Origin of the sequence: Thioclava sp. NG1 (genome assembly GCF_003122275.1) — a bacterium.
In the GTDB taxonomy this organism is placed as follows: Bacteria; Pseudomonadota; Alphaproteobacteria; order Rhodobacterales; family Rhodobacteraceae; genus Thioclava; species Thioclava nitratireducens.
The window spans coordinates 191,905-209,303 of record NZ_QFBB01000007.1; the positions used below are offsets into that span (position 1 = coordinate 191,905).

Below are 17,399 nucleotides of genomic sequence, written 5' to 3' on the forward strand. Positions count from 1 at the left end.
AGCTTCATGAGACCGGCCATTCCTCCATCGTATGCAGAGCGGACGGAGCAGCACCGCGCACAAGGAGTTCGCCGCCGACCACCACATCTGCAAGGCCAATTGTCGCCAAAAAAATCGGAGTTCATTCTCTTGGGTCCTGTTGCGCCAATTCCATGGGGAGGGGAGCGTCTTCGGGCTGGTCCGCATCCAGTTCGGCCTGATCAGCACCGAGGGCGACCGTTTCAGGTGTCGAAGCGCGGGCCATCGGTTTGGATTGGAACGCCACCTTGTTTTCACTGGAGACGGCAGGAGCATTTCTTAGCCTGTAGGCCGCGAAAGCAAACAAAAGGATGTGTGCAGCGCCGGTGACAGCGAACAGGCTGAGAGCCCCGAATGCGGTCATCGACATACCGGCAACCGTAGGGCCGATGATCGACCCGATCCCGAACACAAGCAACAGACCACCGCTCACCTGAATATATGTTCCGGGCTCGGCGTGGTCGTTTGCATGGGCCACGATCACGGGATACATCGCAAAAACCGTCGCTCCAAACAGAGCGGAAAGGCTAAGCACAGCGGCTGGAGTGGTCGCGCCCGAGACCAGAAAGAGCGCATCAGAAACAAGGGCAAAGCCGGTGATGCCGATCAGCACTTTTCTTCTGTCAAGACGGTCCGAGGCGATCCCGACGGGGATTTGCATCGCAGCGCCTGCCAGAATCGGAATGCTGGCGAACAACGCAATATGGCCCAGCGTCAGGCCGATCCGGGCCGCGTAAACGGCGGCCAAAGTTCCGAAAGAAGCATTTGAGACACCGACCATCAACACCGCAAAGACTGCGATGGGTGAATTTTTCCAAAGTCCCCGCAGATTGAGCGAGACCTTTGTAAGCGGCCGCGGGGTCGTTGTCGCGCTTATGGCTGTCGGCAGAAGCGCCAGACAGTAAACCATCGCGGCCAGAACGAAGAAGAAAAACCCGCTGGCATCCCCGAGTGTCAGCACCATCTGGCCTGCCGTCGTCGCAGCAAGATTTACCATCGTATAGATGCCGAACACCCGACCGCGCGAGGATGCCTCGGTCCGCTCGTTGAGCCAACTTTCGACGATCATTGCCGCTCCTGCAAAACAGAAACCGGACAGCGCCCGCACCGGGATCCAGACCCATGGTGTGATAAGGATGAGAGAAATAAGAACGGCAATGGCGGCAATTGCGCACATGGCCCCAAATGCCCTGATGTGGCCGACACGTGCCACGAGGGCAGGCGTGCGCAAGCACCCCGCGATATACCCGATCGCCCACCCTGTCCCGAGCAGGCCGAGCGACGCTGCCGTGAAGCCTTCGGCCTCGCCGCGGACAGGCAGGATCAAGGCATTGACGCCGCCCGCGAACAGCAAAAACGCTGAACCCAGAAACAGGGCGCCGAGAGAGAACAAGCTCTTCACCATGCGACCGAACTGCTCCTTCTTGGTTCTTCATTGAAAATCTGGACTCGGAGGGACCAACGTCAAGAAATTCAGTGCTTTCCGGAGAAGAATATCTCCAAAACTGAGAACTGCGCCAGTGCAGGCATGACAGACAGTCTGCCGGTGGCCACGTCGACCTGTCGGCACGGCATCCTCGGTCATCTCGGGGTCAAACCAGATCGTCAGCGAGCCCCGCGACCATCGCGACCGCTGTTAGGCTCAACCCAGCGACGCTGCCGCCGGCTTACTGTAGGCTGGCCAGCTCTTGGTTTTGTAGGTCGGGCGCATGGGGTCCATCCGCTTCGGGAGTTTCTTCGGGACTCTTCGGGAATTTCCGTCGTTTTATGTCCTGAATTGGCTTCTCAGTCAGCAAAACAGTCGAAAGCTCTTCTCCGCCGTAGAGCGGGGATAGCGCATTCAAAACAGCAGCTTATCGTCTCGGGAGGGTGGAGCGGGTAGCGGGAATCGAACCCGCGCGTTCAGCTTGGGAAGCTGACAGGCTACCATTACATCATACCCGCATGGTGCGAACGCAGAGGTATTCCAGCCGAAAGCCACGGTCAAGAGGGATCGCGCGGGGCCCCGCGCCCTCCCATGAAAAAGCGCCCGGCGAGGATCAGCTCACCGGGCGCCAGGCGCCGCGCGAAAAAAGGGAGACGAGGCGCGCGGGGGGTAGTTACATCTTCGGCTGAAGCACCGTGTCGATCACGTGGACCATACCGTTCTTCTGTTTCACATCGGCGGTCTGAACCGTCGCGACATCGCCTTTCGGGTCCTTAAGCATCACCATGCCGTCCTTGACCATCGCGGTCAGATCACAGCCGCCGAGCGTCTTGATCGTGGCCATGCCGTTACCCTTCTGAACGGTCGCGATGATATTCTCGGCGGTGATCACGCCCTTGGCGACGTGGCAGGTCAGGATATGCGTCAGCATCTCCTTGTTCTCCGGCTTCACCAGCGTGTCCACGGTGCCCGCGGGCAGCTTGTCGAAGGCCGCGTTGGTCGGCGCGAAGACGGTGAACGGGCCGGGGCCCGCCAGCGTGTCGACGAGCCCTGCGGCTTTCACGGCTGCGACGAGCGTCGTGAGGTTCGGAGCGGCCGAAGCGTTCGCCGCGATCGGCTTGCTCTCATACATTTTCGCGCCACCGACCATCGGGTTCGCCAGCGCGGGCAGGGCGAGGCCCAAGGTTGCGGCTGCGGTGAGCGACGCGGCGAATGCGCGGAATTTCATGGACATAGGTTTTCCTTCCCTGTTGAGCGACGGTTGTCCCCGCCAAAGCAAGAGGGTTACGGCGCGCCGGGGGCGAGCCGATCACTTACGTCTCATCACGAAATCGTGTGCAAGCCGATCCGGCCCGAAATCGGGCCGCTCGCAGCGCTAAGAAGCGAGGCCCGCAGGCCCGCCTCAGCCGCGCCTGCGCCGTCTGCGCCCGCCATCCTCGCCGGAGCCGCCGGTGTTGAAGCTGACCTCCGGAAGCGGCGCAATCTTGCGCAGCTCGGGGAAGGGGGCGGTGGCGTGCGGCAGCGCGTTCGCGGCCACGAAATGCTCCTGGAAGCGCGGCTCGATCGCGGTCTCGACCTTGGTGATCTGATGCACCTGCGCCTCGATCTCGCGCCGCGCCTTCACCGAGCACAGCGCCATATGCGCGCCGGTGCCCGCTGCGTTGCCCGCCGAGGTGACACGATCGAGCGGCGCATCCGGGATCATCCCCAGCACCATCGCGTGCTTGGGCGAGATATGCGCGCCGAACGCCCCCGCGAGCACCACGCGGTCGACCGTGTCCACGCCCATCTCGTCCATCAGCAGACGCGCGCCCGCGTAGAGCGCGGATTTCGCCAGCTGGATCGCACGGATGTCGCCTTGGGTGACGGTGATGCGCGGGCCTTCCTCACCACCGTCGTAGATCACGTATTCATGGGTGCGCCCGTTCGGCTCGCAGCGCGGGGTACCGACCTGCTCGGCCGAACCGATCAGCCCTGATGTGTCCACGATCCCGGCCATCCGCATCTCGGCCACGGCCTCGATGATGCCCGAGCCGCAGATGCCGGTGATGCGGGGCGTGCCGAATTCGGGATCGGTCGACCAGTGCTCGTTGCCGATGATCTTGAAGCGCGGCTCCTTGGTCTCCGGGTCGATCTCGATGCGCTCGATCGCGCCGGGTGCGGCGCGCTGACCGCTGGAGATTTGCGCGCCCTCGAAGGCCGGGCCGGTGGGTGAAGAACAGGCCAGAACCCGTTGTTTATTCCCGAGAATGATCTCGGCATTGGTGCCGACATCGACGATCAGCGACAGGTCGTCGCGCTTCTGCGGAGCCTCGGACAGCGCCACCGCCGCCGCATCCGCGCCGACATGGCCCGCGATCAGCGGCAGGATATAGGCGCGCGCGCCGGGGCTGGCCTCGATGCCGATCTCGCGTGCGGCGAATTCAAGGCTCTCCGAGGTCGCCAGCGCAAAGGGCGCCTGACCCAACTCCACCGGATCGATGCCCAGCAACAGGTGGTGCATCACCGGGTTGCAGACGACGACCGCCTCGACGATTTCGCCCGTCTCGACCTTCGCCTCTTCCGCCAGTTGCCGCGCTAGATCGCCCATCGCATCGCGCACGGCGTTGGTCATTTCCTGATCGCCGCCGGGGTTCATCATCACGTAGGAGACCCGGCTCATCAGGTCTTCTCCGAAGCGGATCTGCGGGTTCATCACGCCCGCGCTCGCCAGCACCCGCCCGTCATCGAGCGCGACCAGATGCCCCGCAATCGTGGTCGAGCCGAGGTCGATCGCCAGCCCATACAGCGGCACTTCGCGCACGCCGGGGAAGATGCCCGTCACGCGCGGCCCGTCGCCCGCATCGTGGATCGCGACGGTGACCTTCCAATCGGCCTTGCGAAGCGCGGGCTGAAGGATTCGCAGAACATCAAGATCGGCGCGCACGCCTTTGATCTGCCACTGCTTTTCGAGGGCCTGCGAGAGCCGCTGCAGGTCGCCCTCGGGGCGGTGCATATCCGGTTCCGCGACTTCGACATAGACCGGGCGCGTCGCCGGATCCATCTCCATCACGCGTTCGGAAGCCGCCTTGCGCACGACCTGTTTGTGCACCTGACTTTCGGGCGGCACGTCGATCACCACGTCGTCGAGGATTTCGGTCTGGCAGCCCAGCCGCCGCCCCGGTTTCAACCCGCGAATCCGGTCATAGCGTTCCTCGACCGCGTTGATCGGGCTGACCGCGCCGGGCTCCACATGCAGGCCGAGTTTGGGGAAATCGCCGAAGGACGGCGTGCACTGGCATTTCGAGCACACGCCGCGCCCGCCGCAGACGGAATCGAGATCGACACCCAGCTTGCGCGCCGCCGCGAGCACTCTTGTGCCACGCGCCACGCGCCCCCGCTTGCCAGAGGGGGTGAAGATTACCTGCACGTCTTCGGTCATATCGCGCTCCCGTTTTCCTTGCCCCTCGTTCTAGGGCCCATGCGGGGCAGAGCAAAGCCCGCAACCGACGCGCCTGCATGAGAAATCGTCATCATCATCATGCAGCCGATGCGCGCCGCCCATTGCTCTCGCTGGCGCCGCGCTCTATCTAATCGGGCCATGAAGATACTCTTTCTAGGCGATGTGATGGGCCGCGCGGGCCGCGCCGCGATCACCGAAACCCTGCCGAAACTTCGCGAGGAGTGGCGCCTCGATTTCGTCGTGGTCAATGGCGAGAACGCCTCGGGCGGCATGGGGCTGACCGGCGATCACGCGAAGCTTCTGCTGGATGCGGGCGCGGATGTGGTGACGCTGGGCGATCACGCCTTCGATCAGAAGGACATGTTGCGCTTCATCGAGAGCGAACCGCGCATCATCCGCCCCGTGAACTACGCCAAGGAAGCGCCGGGCAAGGGCGCGCGGGTGTTCCAGGACCGGCGCGGGCGCAAGGTGCTGGTGGCGCAGGTGCTGGGCAACGTGTTCATGAAACGCGCCTTCGACGATCCCTTCTCGGCCATCGAGGCGGAACTGAAACGATACCCGCTGGGCGGGGCGGTGCAGGCCGCGCTGGTGGATGTGCATTGCGAGGCGACGTCGGAGAAGATGGCGATGGGCCATTGGTGCGACGGGCGTGCGAGCGTCGTGGTGGGCACCCATACCCATGTCCCCACGGGCGATGCGCAGATCCTAGAGAAGGGCACGGCTTATCTCAGCGATGCGGGAATGTGCGGCGATTACGACTCCGTCATCGGCATGGCCAAGGCCGAACCGATGCGGCGCTTCGTGACCGGCATGTCGAAGGAACGCTTCTCGCCGGCGCGCGGTCCGGTGACGCTCTGCGGCTTCTATGTCGAGACCGACGACAAGACCGGCCGCGCCACCCGCTGCGAAGCGGTGCGCACCGGCGGCAGGCTCGCGCAATCGGTGCCGCTCTGAGCGCCGTTCGCGTCCCGATTTGCCCGAACCTCATGCCGTTGCGTGCAAATTTCCTTTGCTGTGGGCAGAGCGCGCTTGCTCGTGCATCGCGTGTCGATAGTATCGGCCCGATGCGCCTTCGCGAGAGCCTGACATGATCCAACTGCCCTTCACCGGCACCGAGACGGCAGTCGCGGCCCTTCTCGTCGTGGGCTGGATGTTCGCGATGTTCGTCCGCGAGACTTGGCCGCCAGAGGTCACCGCGATCGCGGGCGCGGCGCTGATGCTGATCTTCGGCTTCGTCCCCTACGAGAACGCGGCCGCCATCCTGTCGAACCCGGCGCCCTGGACCATCGCCTTCATGTTCCTGATCGTGGGGGCCTTGGTGCGCACCGGCGCGCTCGACGCGATGACGCGCTACGCGGAATCGCGGATCGACCAGAACCCGAAGCTCACCGTGCTTCTGATGTTCGCGATCACCATGTTCGCCAGCGCGGTGATGAACAACACGCCGGTCGTTGCGGTGATGATCCCGGTCTTCATTCAGGTCGCGCGCAAGCTGAACCTCTCGCCGTCGCGCCTGCTGATGCCACTGAGCTACGTCACGGTGATGGGGGGCATGATCACCCTGATCGGTACCTCGACCAACATCCTCGTCGACGGCGTCGTGCGCGGCCGCGGCATGGAGCCCTTCACCATCTTCGAGATCGCGCCGTTGGGCTTCGCGATCTGCCTCGTCGGCGGGGCGTTCCTGATGATCTTCGCGCCGAAACTGATCCCCGAGCGGCAATCGCTGTCCTTCATGCTCGGCGATCGGCCGAAGATGAAATATTTCACCGAGGTCGCGATCCCGGAGGAGAGCGGCTTGATCGGCGAGAAAGTGCAGGAGGCCGACACTTTCAAGCGCGAGGGCGTACGGGTGATCGACGTGCTGCGCGGCGATGCCTCGCTGCGCCGAGATCTGGCCTCGGTCGAGCTGATGGCGGGCGACCGCGTCGTGCTGCGCTCGGAGATGGAAGAACTGCTCGGGATGCAGAAGAACCGCGACCTTCGCATGGTCGACAAGCTGTCCTCTGTGCAGACCGAGACGGTGGAAGTGCTGATCTCGCCCGGCTGCCGGATGATCGGGCAGCGTCTGGGCGACATGCGCCTGCGCCGCCGCTATGGCGTCTACACGCTGGCCGCGCACCGCCGGAACCAGAATATCGGCCGCCAGCTCGACGATCTGATTGTGGTGGTGGGCGATACGCTGCTGCTTGAAGGCGCGCCCGAGGATATCGCGCGTCTGGCCTCTGATATGGACCTTGTGGACGTGTCGAAACCGCAGGCGCGCGCCTATCGCCGCTCGCATCTGCCGCTCGCGATGGGTGCTTTGAGTGCGGTGGTAATCTTCGCGGCGCTTGGCGTGGCCCCAATCCTCGCGCTCGCGATGGTGGCGGTGGCGGGCATCCTCGTCAGCCGCTGCATCGATACCGACGAGGCCTTCACCTTCATCGAGGGCCGCCTGCTCGCACTGATCTTCGCGATGCTCGTGGTCGGCGCGGGGCTCGAGCATTCCGGCGCAGTCGAACTGATCGTCTCGGGCGTGGCGCCCTTGCTGAAGATGCTGCCGCCGCAGCTTGCGCTGTTCGTGGTCTATTTCCTCGGCCTGTTCATGACAGAGCTGCTGTCGAACAACGCCGTGGCGGTGATCTACACCCCGATCGCGATCTCGCTGGCCGCCGCTCTCGGGCTCGATCCGCGGCCCTTCGCCGTGGCTGTGATGTTCTCCGCCTCGGTGGCTTTCGCGACCCCGATAGGATATCAGACCCATATGATGATCTATGGCCCCGGTGGCTATAAGTTCACCGATTTCCTGCGCGTCGGCATCCCGATGGATATCGTGACCGGGGTGACCGCCTGCCTGCTGATCCCGCTGATCTGGCCCTTCTGAGGAGGTTCCCCCATGCGCTTTGCCGCTCGTCTCGCCGCCCTGTCGCTTCTCGCGCCGCTCGCGCTCGCCGCATGCGTGCCGGGGCCGGGGACCCGCGCACCGTCCTGGCCGGACAAGATCAGCTTCCGGGGCACGGTGATGCAGGTGTCGTTCAATGACGGCACAAACTGCCAAGCCAATATCTCGGGCCAGTATACCGGCGACCTTGTGGATTGCCCCTATCCGATGCGCTACCAAGTGACCCGCTTCGAGCCGAGCTATCTCGCGGGCAGCGGGGTGGGGGACCTTTTCCAGCCCTATGCCGAGGTGACGCTGAAAGACGCGGCCGGTCGGCGCTGGCACTTCAAGACGCCTCGTGACGTGCCGCCGCATGCCCGCGGCGAGGGCCAGATCCAGCTGCCGCAGTAACCTCGCCCCGGCGGGCACGGAGCCGGCCCGCATCCATCGATCTTGAATCATCCCCCCGTTGCGCACTATACGGGGTCGATTTCGCGACTATTCCGAACGGAGATACCCATGGCAGGCCACTCAAAATGGGCCAACATCCAGCACCGCAAGGGCAAGCAGGATGCGGCGCGCTCGAAGATGTTTTCCAAGCTCTCGAAAGAGATCACGGTTGCCGCGAAGATGGGCGACCCCGATCCCGAGAAGAACCCGCGCCTGCGCCTCGCCGTGAAAGCGGCCAAATCCCAGTCGATGCCGAAAGACGTGATCGACCGCGCGATCAAGAAATCGCAGGCGGGCGACGGCGATGACTATACCGAAATCCGCTACGAGGGCTACGGCCCCGAGGGCATCGCGGTGATCGTCGAGGCGATGACCGACAACCTCAACCGCACCGCGTCGAACGTGCGCTCCACCTTCACCAAGAACGGCGGCAATCTGGGCACCACCGGTTCGGTGTCCTTCATGTTCGACCGTATGGGCGAGATCATCTATCCCGCGTCCGTGGGCGATGCCGAGACCGTGCTGATGGCCGCGATCGAGGCGGGCGCCGAAGACGTCGAGAGCGACGAGGAAGGCCACTGGATCTACTGCGCGATGGAAGACCTCTCGGATGTCTCCGACGCGCTGGAGAAGGAGCTGGGCGAGGCCGAGGAGGCCAAGTTGATCTGGAAGCCCCAGAACCGCACCGAGGTCGATCTCGAGACCGCCCAGAAGCTGATGAAGCTGATCGACACGCTCGAAGACGATGACGACGTGCAATCCGTCACCGCCAATTTCGACGTGCCCGAAGATGTTGCAGCGCAGCTGTAACGCGTTTCGCCGAAAAAATAGGAAAAAGCGCCCTCCGGGGCGCTTTTTGCATGAAAAACGCGTGAAATTGCGCCTTTTCCCGTGCCCCGGTTTACATTCCGGGCCATAACCCCCACGTTGTCGCGTGACGCTCCGAGCACCCGCGAACCCCCGCGGCCTCGGCAAATTCATCTGCCCGCGAAAGGATATCACCATGACCCAGGCAAAGGCTGGCGACACCCTGCATCTGCATTACACCGGCAAGCTCGATGACGGCTCCGTCTTCGACAGCTCGCAAGGCCGCGAGCCGCTCTCCTTCACGCTCGGCTCGGGGCAGATCATTCCCGGCCTCGACAAGGGCGTGACCGGCATGGAAGAGGGCGAAAAGCGCACCGTGCGTGTCGAGCCCGAAGAAGCCTATGGCGAGCACCACCCCGAGCGCATGCAGGCCGTCGACCGCGCGAACATTCCCGACGACATCCCGACCGAGCCGGGCACTCAGCTTCAGGTTCAGACCCAGGACGGCCAGACCGTGAACGTGACCGTCGCCGAGGCGAACGAGAAGGAACTCGTCCTCGACGCGAACCACCCGCTCGCCGGCAAGGCGCTGACCTTCGACGTGGAACTCGTCAAGATCGACGCGTAAGTCGGCACGCACCTGGCGTGACTTCAACGGCGGCTGTGCCTTCCCGGCGCGGCCGCCGTTAATTTTATCCGGAGCAGGGCGGACGGTCGCTCCGACCACGATACGTCCCTTGCGACAGGCAATTCGCTGCGGGCGCATCCTGCGCCGGAACCAAACCCTCTCCGCCCCCCTTTCCCCATCGACGTGTCTCTGTTACGCGGCGCGCTCCATTCCAGTGACACCACCTGAAACCCGAGAGAAGGAGCCGCCATGCGCATTTCCGTCGACGTGCAGATGCAATACCAGTTCCCGCAGCCCAATACGGTCGCGCTGGTGCTCGAAGCGGCGCATGCTCCGGGGCAGGAGATCGTCAGCGCGTCGATGAATCTCGGTGATGCGACCGTCGACCGGATCGCGGGTGATTGCGGCGTGGGCGAGCGGATCTGGGCCCGGGTCGGCACACAGATGACGCTGCATTATCAGGCGCTGATCGACATCACGCGCCCGGCGATCGACCTCAGCCAGATGCGAGCCGCGCAGCTGCACGAACTGCCCGCCGAGGCCGCCCCCTATATCCGCCCCTCGCGCTACGTGCAGTCTGACAAGTTCGTCTCCTTCGTGGGCAAGCGCTTCGGCGATCTGCAGGGCGGCGCGAAAGTGGCCGCGATCCGCGACTGGATCGAGAGGAACCTCTCCTACGTGCCCGGCGCGTCGGACAGCGACACCAATGTGCTCGAGACTTTCGCGGGCCGGGCAGGGGTTTGCCGCGACTACGCGCATCTGTTCTGCGCGATGGTGCGTGCGGCGCAGATCCCGGCGCGGATGGCTTCATCCTACGGGCCGGACGTGAGGCCGCAGGATTTCCACGCCGTGGCCGAGGTCTGGCTCGATGGCGCGTGGCATATGGTCGATGCGACCGGCATGTGCGGGGCCGAGAACATGGCGCTGGTCGCGGTGGGGCGCGACGCCTATGACGTGGCCTTCATGGAATCGCAGGCGCCCGCAACGCTGATCAACCAGAGCGTCTCCGTAATCCGGGTCTGAGCGCGTTCCTTCAGCGCTTCAACGGATAGCGATCGGCCTCTTCGAAGACATCGATCACTTTCGTTCCGGCCTTGAGCCGCGCGGAATGTTCCGCGCCCGAAGGGATGTTGTAGGTCTCGCCGGGGCGATAGACCCGGGTCTCGCCTGCGATGGTCAGCTCCGCCTCGCCTTCGATCACGGTGCCCCACTGGCCCTTGTGGGAATGGGCCGGAAGGTCGAAATCGGTGAGGAAGTGCAGAAACACCACCAGCCCCGTCTCCGAGCGGACCGCGTGGCTGCGCACCTGATCTTCGGGAAACGGCAGATCGAGGGCGGGGAAGGCCTGAATGAAATCGGGTAGCTCCATGGGTGTCTCTCCTCCTGACGGGCCTGCGGGACATGCGTCACTATGCGCGCCGCGCAGGCCGCGGGCAATGCGCGCTCAGCCCGGGGAGCCGCTCAGACCGGAACAAGTCGCGCGCGACGCCCTGTTCCCGACCTCTTACAACAACACCACCTTCGCCGCCTTCCGCAACGCTTTGGTCAGCGGCGCGAGCGGGGCTTTCAGCCGCCTCGCGCTTTGCCAGTAGAGCGGCACGTCGATCGGCGCCGGGCCCAGCCGTTCCAGCGCGCCGCTTTCCAGATGCGCCTGCACCAGCGCCTCGGGGTTCAGCCCCCAGCCCATGCCGCGCAGACAGGCCTCTACGAAGCCTTCGGTCGAGCCGATACGATGCGCCCGCAACCCCATCGGCATGCCCGCGATCATCGAGGCCCAGCGATCCTGCAAGCGATCCTTCGCGTTGAACTGCAGGGCGGGGGCCGCGCGCAAGCTGTGCCGGTCGATCCGGTTCGGAAAATACCGCGCGACGAAGTCCGGGCTCGCCGTCGCGATATAGCGCAGCCGCCCGAGGCTCACGCTGTCGCAGCCCGCGATCGGCCCCGCGTCGGCGGTGATCGCCCCCACGACCTCGCCGCGCCGCAACAGCCCCGCCGAATGGTCCTGATCGTCGATCACCAGATCGAAACGCACGCCCTCCACCTCGGCCAGCGCGGGCAGCACCCATGTCGCGAGACTGTCGGCATTGACGGCGATACGCAGAACCGGCGGGGTCTCGGAGGGCGCCAGCTCGGTCTCCAGAAGCGCCACCTCGCGCAGATGGGCGATCAGCCGCGCCCCATCCTCGGTCGCGCGGCAGGGCGTGGCGCGGATCACCAGAACGGCGCCCATGCGTTCCTCCAACTGGCGGACGCGTTGCGAGACGGCCGATTGCGACACCCCGAGCCGTGCGCTCGCGGCCTCGAAGCTTCCGGTCTCGATCACGGTGGCGAGCGCATCCAGCGCGGCATAGTCGAACATAAGTTTTACTTATACAGAGTTAGTTTAATTAAGTTGAACTTATACGCGCGCCCCGGCACTGAGAAGCGTCTCCGAGCAGACTGGGGGTGAGGCGGATGGAATTGGCGGCATTCTGGGCAGGGCTGAAACTGGGGCTCGGGCTGATTGTGGCGATCGGCGCGCAGAACGCTTTCGTGCTGCGTCAGGGGCTGCGGCGCGAGCATGTCTTGGCGGTGGCGCTGTTCTGCGCACTCTCCGATGCGGTGCTGATCGCCATTGGCGTGTCGGGCTTTGCCGCCGCGTCCACCGCACTGCCATGGCTGGCCGAGGCGCTGCGCTGGGGCGGTGTCGCCTTTCTTAGCTGGTATGCGATCCGTTCCGCTTTGGCGGCGATCCGGGGCGGCGAGCATCTTGATCCGAGCGCGGGCAGCGCGCCGTCCTTGCGCGCGGTCCTCGTGACGGTGGCCGCTTTCACATGGGCGAACCCCCATGTCTGGCTCGATACGGTGGTGCTTCTGGGCGCGGTCTCGGCGCAGTTCGCAGGCGCGCGGATCAGCTTCGCCACCGGCGCGATCGTGGCCTCCTTCGTGTTCTTCTTCGCGCTGGCCTATGGCGCGCGGCTGCTGGCGCCGCTTTTCGCCAAGGAGAGCGCCTGGCGCGTGCTTGATGCGCTGATTGGGCTGCTGATGGGTTCGATCGCCTGGAAGCTCGCCGCGGGCGGATTATAACCGACACAAAACCGCCCCTTGCGCGCGGTGCCGATCCAGCGTCCAAGAGAGCCATGACCGCGCAAGACAAACCTAACAAACCGCTGATCGGCATCCTGTGGATGCTCGCCACCACCGCCTGTTTCGTCATGGTGAATATCATCGTCCACTGGCTGGGCGATCAGGTACCCGCCGCGCAATCGGCCTTCGTGCGCTTCACCTGGGGGCTGATCTTCTTCGCGCCGGCACTGGCCCGCATCCTGCGCCAGAACTTCCCGCCGCAGGTCTGGGCGCTGTTCGGTGTGCGCGGGGCGCTGCACGCGGTGGCGGTGGGGCTGTGGTTCTTCGCGATGAGCAATATCCCGATCGCCGATGTCACCGCGATCAACTACCTCAACCCGATCGTGGTGACGGTGGGCGGTGCGCTCCTGTTGGGCGAGGGGCTGGCGTGGCGGCGCGTGACGGCGGTGATCGTCGCGCTGATCGGGGCGCTGATCATCCTGCGCCCGGGGATGCGCGCGATCGAGCCCGGCCATATCGCCCAGCTTGGCGCGGCGCTGTTCTTTGGCGGCGCCTATCTCGCGGCGAAGCGGCTGACCGATTACGTGCCCGCGGGCACGGTGGTCGCGATGATGACGCTGGTAGTGACCGTCGCGCTCGCTCCGGTGGCGATCTGGAAATGGGAGCCGATCACGCTGTCCGAGACGCTCTGGCTGGGCGCGGTCGCGGTCTTCGCCACCGGCGGGCATTACTGCATGACGCGGGCCTTCGCCGCGGCGCCCGTGACGGTGACGCAGCCGGTGATCTTCCTGCAACTGGTCTGGGCGGCGATTGCGGGCTGGACGATTTTCGGCGAGCGTCCGGACCCTTACGTGATCCTGGGCGGTGCGATCATCATCGGCGCGGTGAGCTACATGACCATCCGCGAGGCGCAGCTCAAGCGCCGGGTGACGCCGCCTCCGCCGGCCACCAAGATCTGACAGCGCCGCACTTTTCTGCAAATGTCGGATGCCTCCGGCGGGGATATTTGAGCCAAGCCGAAGGGGCGCGCGCGCCTTGGTTTCGGCTTGGTCAAAATATCCTCCGCGAAGCGTCCCTCAGCTCGCCTCGGCGCTGCGCTGGGGGTCGATGAGCCGCGTGATGACGCCTTCGCGGGTCACGACGCGGCCATCGGTGAGCGGGACGGCAGGCTCGTGGCGCAGCCGCTCCATCACGTCGCGCACGGGGGCGTCGGCGGGCATCGGTTCACCCGTGGCATCGCCGGTCGGCGTGCCGACGGGATCGGCGATATCCTCGGCGGTCAGCACGCCGAGCGGGTTCATATGGGCCACGAAATCGGCCACATAGCCGTTCGCCGGTTTGGCGATGATGTCGCGTGCCGTGCCGCATTGCACGATCCGCCCGCCTTCCATCAGCGCGATCCGGTTGCCGATCTTGAACGCCTCGTCGAGGTCGTGGCTGACGAAGATGATCGTGCGCTTGAGCTTGGTCTGCAGCTCCAGCAACTCGTCCTGCAGCTTGGTGCGGATCAGCGGGTCGAGCGCCGAGAAGGGCTCGTCCATCAGCAGGATCGGCGCGTCGGTGGCGAATGCCCGGGCGAGGCCCACGCGCTGCTGCATGCCGCCCGAAAGCTCTGCCACCTGACGGTCGGCCCAGTCCGACAGACCCACCAGTTCCAACTGGGTGTCGACCTTCTTGCGGCGTTCCGCCTTGCTCATGCCGGCGAGTTCGAGGCCGAGGCCGACATTCTCGCGCACGGTACGCCAGGGCAGCAGGCCAAATTGCTGGAAGACCATTGCGATCTTGTTGAGGCGCATTTTGCGTAAAGTCGCGGGATCGGCGTGGGTGACATCGACGAGACGCTCGCCGTCATGCACCTCGACCTGCCCGCGCACGACCGGGTTGAGTCCGTTCACCGCGCGCAACAGCGTCGATTTGCCGGAGCCCGAGAGGCCCATCAGCACGAGAATCTCGCCCTCGGGTACCTCGACCGAGCAGTCATGCACGCCCAGAACCTGATCGGTGCGCTCCTGGATCTCGGGGCGCGAGAGCCCTTCGTCCATCAAGGGCAGGGCCTCTTGCGGGCGATCGCCGAAGACGATGGAGACATTGTCGAATTTGACGGCGGTTTTGGCTTTGGTCTGGGTCATTTCGAACCTCCGCGGCGCAGCATGCGGTCAAGGATGATGGCGACGACGACGATCACGAAGCCGGATTCGAAGCCGAGTGCCGTGTTCACGGTGTTCAGTGCGCGCACGACCGGCACGCCAAGCCCGTCAGCGCCGACGAGCGCGGCCACCACGACCATCGACAGCGAGAGCATGATCGTCTGGTTCAGACCCGCCATGATCTGCGGTGTGGCGTAGGGCAGCTCGACTTTCCACAGAAGCTGGCTCTTGGTTGCGCCGAAAGATTGGGCGGCCTCGGTCAGCGTGTCCGGCGTTGAGGAGACGCCCAGATGGGTCAGACGGATTGGCGCGGGCAGAACGAAAATCACGGTCGCGATCAGGCCGGGCACCATGCCGATGCCGAAGAAGACGATTGCCGGGATCAGGTAGACGAAGGCCGGCAGCGTCTGCATCAGGTCCAAGACCGGTTGCAGCACTGAATACAGCCGTGGGCGATGGGCGGCGGCGATGCCGATCGGCACCCCGATCCCCATGCAGACCACGCAGGCGGCGATCACGAGGGTGAGGCTCTCGGTCGTCTCTTCCCAGTAGTCCTGATTGAGGATGAACAGGAAGCCCACGATCACCAGCAAGGAAATCTTCCAGCTGCGCTGCAGCAGGTAGGCGATCACCGCGAAGGCGAGGATCACGAGAAGGGGCGGGGGGCCTTGCAGCACCCAGAGCGTTGCGTCGATCAGCGCTTTCAGCGCGACGGAGAGGGCGTCGAAGAGCGGCGCTGCATGGTCCTGCAGCCAGTCGATCACGATCTTGGCCGTCTTGCCCACGGGGATTTTGGTTTCGGTCAACCAGTTCATAACTGTCCTTGCGAGTTGTTATTTCTGGCGCGTTTCGATGCGGTCGAAGGCGACTTGCGATTGCGCCTTGCCGGTTTCGGGGTCGAGCTTGGTCACGCGCAGGACCAGCCCGGCCTTGGGGGAAAATTCCTTGAGGAAGGCGGTGCGCAGCTTGCCCATCGCGATCCGTTCGACGACCTGCCAGACATCGTAGCGGCACGCGCCGATCAGCACCGAGCCGGGGCCGCGATAGGCGTAGGAGATGGTGCCGCGATCCTTGGTCTCGCCGTCGACTTTCAGCGTCACCGGAGTGCGCCAGTTGCCCAGCTGCGGCAGTTGGTCGAGCCGCGCGGGGTCCTCGTCGTAGATGAGCGCGAAACTGCGCCCGTCCATTTCCTGCAGGCTCACCGCCAGCGGATGGTCGTAGCGCTCGCGCTTGGGCGGGCGGCCGAGCTCGGGATCGTCGACCCGGTAGGAGGTCAGCGTGCCGTTTTCGTAGCGATAGGCCTGCGCCATTTTCGGGGCGTTGCGGGTGAGCGTGACGCCCGCCGCGTGCAGGGCCTCGGCCTCCGGGCAATCGGCGGCGCGCGCCGGGGTTACGGGCGCGCTCAACATCCCCGCGAAGAGAAGGGCCGCGCCGGTGAGGGCGCGGACCGAGGGGAAGCGGGGGCGGAGGGCCATGCCCTGCCGCCCGCGCGAATATTGCGCCCGAAGGCTCACGAGTTCAGCGCTTTCTCGACCGCTGCCTGCGCGTCGCCGCCGTCCTTCGTGGTCACACCGTCGAGCCAGGGCTTCCAGCTGTCCGGGTTGGCCTTGAGCCATTCCTTCGCGGCCGCCTTGGGATCCTCGCCATCGTCGAGGATCTTGCCCATGATCTCGTTTTCCATCGCGAGGGTGAACTTGAGGTTGGAGACGAACTTGCCCGGGTTCGGGCACTCGTCGACATAGCCCGCGCGAACGTTGGTCATGACCGTCGCACCGCCGTAATCGGGGCCGAAGAAGTCATCGCCGCCCGACAGGTAGGTGATGTCGAAGTTGGAGTTCATCGGGTGGGGTTCCCACGCGAGGAAGATGATCGGTTTGTCGGCTTTGTCGGCACGCGCGACCTGCGCGAGCATGCCCTGCTCGGAGCTTTCCTTCAGGTCGAAGTTCTTCAGGCCGAACGCGTCCTTGTCGATCATGTCGAGGATCAGCGCGTTGCCGTCATTGCCCGGCTCGATGCCGTAGATCTGGTTGTCCAGCTCGTCGGCGTGCTTGGCGATGTCGGAGAAGTCCTTGATGCCGAGCTTGGCGCCAGCGGGGTTGGTCGCCAGCGTGTATTTCGCGCCGGTCAGGTTGGTGCCGAGCGTCTCGACGGTGCCGTCCTTGGTGTAGGGATCGACGTTGGCGGCCATCGAGGGCATCCAGTTGCCCAGGAACACGTCGACGTCGCCTTTCGACAGCGCCTCGTAGGTCACCGGAACCGAGAGAACCTTGGTGTCGGTCTCGTAGCCGAGCGCTTCGAGGATGGTGGTCGCGACCGCGGTGGTCGAGGTGATGTCGGTCCAGCCAACATCGGAGAAGGTCACTTTCGAGCAATCGGCGGCCTGAGCGGGCGCGGTGCCTGCCAGTCCGAACGAGAGCGCGGCCCCCAGTGCGAGGAGCGTGGAACGAAGTTTCATGCTTTTTTCTCCCTGTGCAGCGTTAAGAAAAACCGCGGGATGCGGTTGTTGATTGACGAGTCAATAAACATGTTCTAGCTCGACATGCAAGCAAGCC

At 64.7% G+C, this 17,399-nt stretch carries 17 protein-coding genes and 1 tRNA gene; 8 read left to right on the forward strand and 10 right to left on the reverse strand.

What is annotated here, in order from left to right; translation table 11 throughout:
- Positions 1 to 121 precede the first annotated feature (121 nt).
- From DEM26_RS14915 to DEM26_RS14930, 4 genes are all read right to left on the reverse strand, one after another.
- Positions 122 to 1,423 (reverse strand): MFS transporter, encoded by a 1,302-nt coding sequence (locus DEM26_RS14915; protein ID WP_109172748.1) that lies wholly within the window; start codon positions 1,421 to 1,423, stop codon positions 122 to 124.
- A gap of 465 nt (positions 1,424 to 1,888) precedes the next feature.
- Positions 1,889 to 1,962 (reverse strand) — tRNA-Gly (locus tag DEM26_RS14920).
- A gap of 155 nt (positions 1,963 to 2,117) precedes the next feature.
- A complete protein-coding gene (locus tag DEM26_RS14925) occupies positions 2,118 to 2,678 on the reverse strand; it encodes a fasciclin domain-containing protein (protein WP_088720252.1) in 561 nt (186 codons plus the stop codon).
- Between the two features lie 168 nt (positions 2,679 to 2,846).
- The gene (locus DEM26_RS14930) at positions 2,847 to 4,865 is read right to left on the reverse strand and encodes an ASKHA domain-containing protein (RefSeq protein WP_088724916.1); all 2,019 of its coding nucleotides are present in this window, start codon (positions 4,863 to 4,865) and stop codon (positions 2,847 to 2,849) included.
- Positions 4,866 to 5,024: 159 nt separating this feature from the next.
- Between DEM26_RS14930 and DEM26_RS14935 the strand changes: the two genes are divergently transcribed.
- The 6 genes from DEM26_RS14935 to DEM26_RS14960 all read left to right on the forward strand — a co-directional run bounded on the left by DEM26_RS14935 (position 5,025) and on the right by DEM26_RS14960 (position 10,657).
- Positions 5,025 to 5,840, forward strand: a complete 816-nt coding sequence (locus DEM26_RS14935) for a TIGR00282 family metallophosphoesterase (protein WP_088720254.1) — start codon at positions 5,025 to 5,027, stop codon at positions 5,838 to 5,840.
- A gap of 133 nt (positions 5,841 to 5,973) precedes the next feature.
- A complete protein-coding gene (locus DEM26_RS14940; protein WP_075775551.1) occupies positions 5,974 to 7,752 on the forward strand; it encodes an SLC13 family permease in 1,779 nt (592 codons plus the stop codon).
- Positions 7,753 to 7,764: 12 nt separating this feature from the next.
- Positions 7,765 to 8,160 carry a hypothetical protein gene (locus DEM26_RS14945; protein WP_088723584.1) on the forward strand — a complete coding sequence of 132 codons (396 nt, stop codon included), beginning with the start codon at positions 7,765 to 7,767 and terminating at the stop codon, positions 8,158 to 8,160.
- Positions 8,161 to 8,268: 108 nt separating this feature from the next.
- Entirely contained in the window at positions 8,269 to 9,009 is a 741-nt protein-coding gene (locus DEM26_RS14950) for a YebC/PmpR family DNA-binding transcriptional regulator (protein ID WP_075775549.1), read from the forward strand.
- 193 nt (positions 9,010 to 9,202) lie between these two features.
- A complete protein-coding gene (locus DEM26_RS14955; RefSeq protein WP_075775548.1) occupies positions 9,203 to 9,634 on the forward strand; it encodes an FKBP-type peptidyl-prolyl cis-trans isomerase in 432 nt (143 codons plus the stop codon).
- A 249-nt stretch (positions 9,635 to 9,883) separates the two neighbouring features.
- The gene (locus DEM26_RS14960) at positions 9,884 to 10,657 is read left to right on the forward strand and encodes a transglutaminase-like domain-containing protein (RefSeq protein WP_109172749.1); all 774 of its coding nucleotides are present in this window, start codon (positions 9,884 to 9,886) and stop codon (positions 10,655 to 10,657) included.
- Between the two features lie 10 nt (positions 10,658 to 10,667).
- Here the strand turns inward: DEM26_RS14960 and DEM26_RS14965 are convergent, their stop codons facing one another.
- Together DEM26_RS14965 and DEM26_RS14970 are read right to left on the reverse strand one after the other, a co-directional pair.
- The gene (locus DEM26_RS14965; RefSeq protein WP_088723585.1) at positions 10,668 to 11,003 is read right to left on the reverse strand and encodes a cupin domain-containing protein; all 336 of its coding nucleotides are present in this window, start codon (positions 11,001 to 11,003) and stop codon (positions 10,668 to 10,670) included.
- Positions 11,004 to 11,138: 135 nt separating this feature from the next.
- Positions 11,139 to 11,993, reverse strand: a complete 855-nt coding sequence (locus DEM26_RS14970; RefSeq protein ID WP_109172750.1) for a LysR family transcriptional regulator ArgP — start codon at positions 11,991 to 11,993, stop codon at positions 11,139 to 11,141.
- Positions 11,994 to 12,088: 95 nt separating this feature from the next.
- Here DEM26_RS14970 and DEM26_RS14975 point away from each other — a divergent pair, with 95 nt between their 5' ends.
- Together DEM26_RS14975 and DEM26_RS14980 are read left to right on the forward strand one after the other, a co-directional pair.
- Positions 12,089 to 12,700 (forward strand): LysE/ArgO family amino acid transporter, encoded by a 612-nt coding sequence (locus DEM26_RS14975; RefSeq protein WP_109172751.1) that lies wholly within the window; start codon positions 12,089 to 12,091, stop codon positions 12,698 to 12,700.
- 53 nt (positions 12,701 to 12,753) lie between these two features.
- Positions 12,754 to 13,659: a DMT family transporter gene (locus DEM26_RS14980; protein WP_075775544.1), complete on the forward strand. Its 906-nt coding sequence runs from the start codon at positions 12,754 to 12,756 to the stop codon at positions 13,657 to 13,659.
- Positions 13,660 to 13,776: 117 nt separating this feature from the next.
- Here DEM26_RS14980 and choV read toward each other — a convergent pair whose 3' ends face one another.
- Genes choV through DEM26_RS15000 form a run of 4 tightly spaced genes read right to left on the reverse strand, consistent with a single transcriptional unit; the run spans position 13,777 to position 17,302 of the window.
- Positions 13,777 to 14,829 (reverse strand): choline ABC transporter ATP-binding protein, encoded by a 1,053-nt coding sequence (choV, locus tag DEM26_RS14985; protein ID WP_075775543.1) that lies wholly within the window; start codon positions 14,827 to 14,829, stop codon positions 13,777 to 13,779.
- Positions 14,826 to 15,662, reverse strand: a complete 837-nt coding sequence (gene choW, locus DEM26_RS14990; protein ID WP_075775542.1) for a choline ABC transporter permease subunit — start codon at positions 15,660 to 15,662, stop codon at positions 14,826 to 14,828. The genes choV and choW overlap by 4 nt, the downstream gene beginning before the upstream one ends.
- Positions 15,663 to 15,680: 18 nt before the next feature.
- Positions 15,681 to 16,322: a hypothetical protein gene (locus tag DEM26_RS14995; RefSeq protein ID WP_109172752.1), complete on the reverse strand. Its 642-nt coding sequence runs from the start codon at positions 16,320 to 16,322 to the stop codon at positions 15,681 to 15,683.
- A gap of 35 nt (positions 16,323 to 16,357) precedes the next feature.
- Positions 16,358 to 17,302 (reverse strand): choline ABC transporter substrate-binding protein, encoded by a 945-nt coding sequence (locus DEM26_RS15000; protein WP_075775540.1) that lies wholly within the window; start codon positions 17,300 to 17,302, stop codon positions 16,358 to 16,360.
- Positions 17,303 to 17,399: the final 97 nt, after the last annotated feature.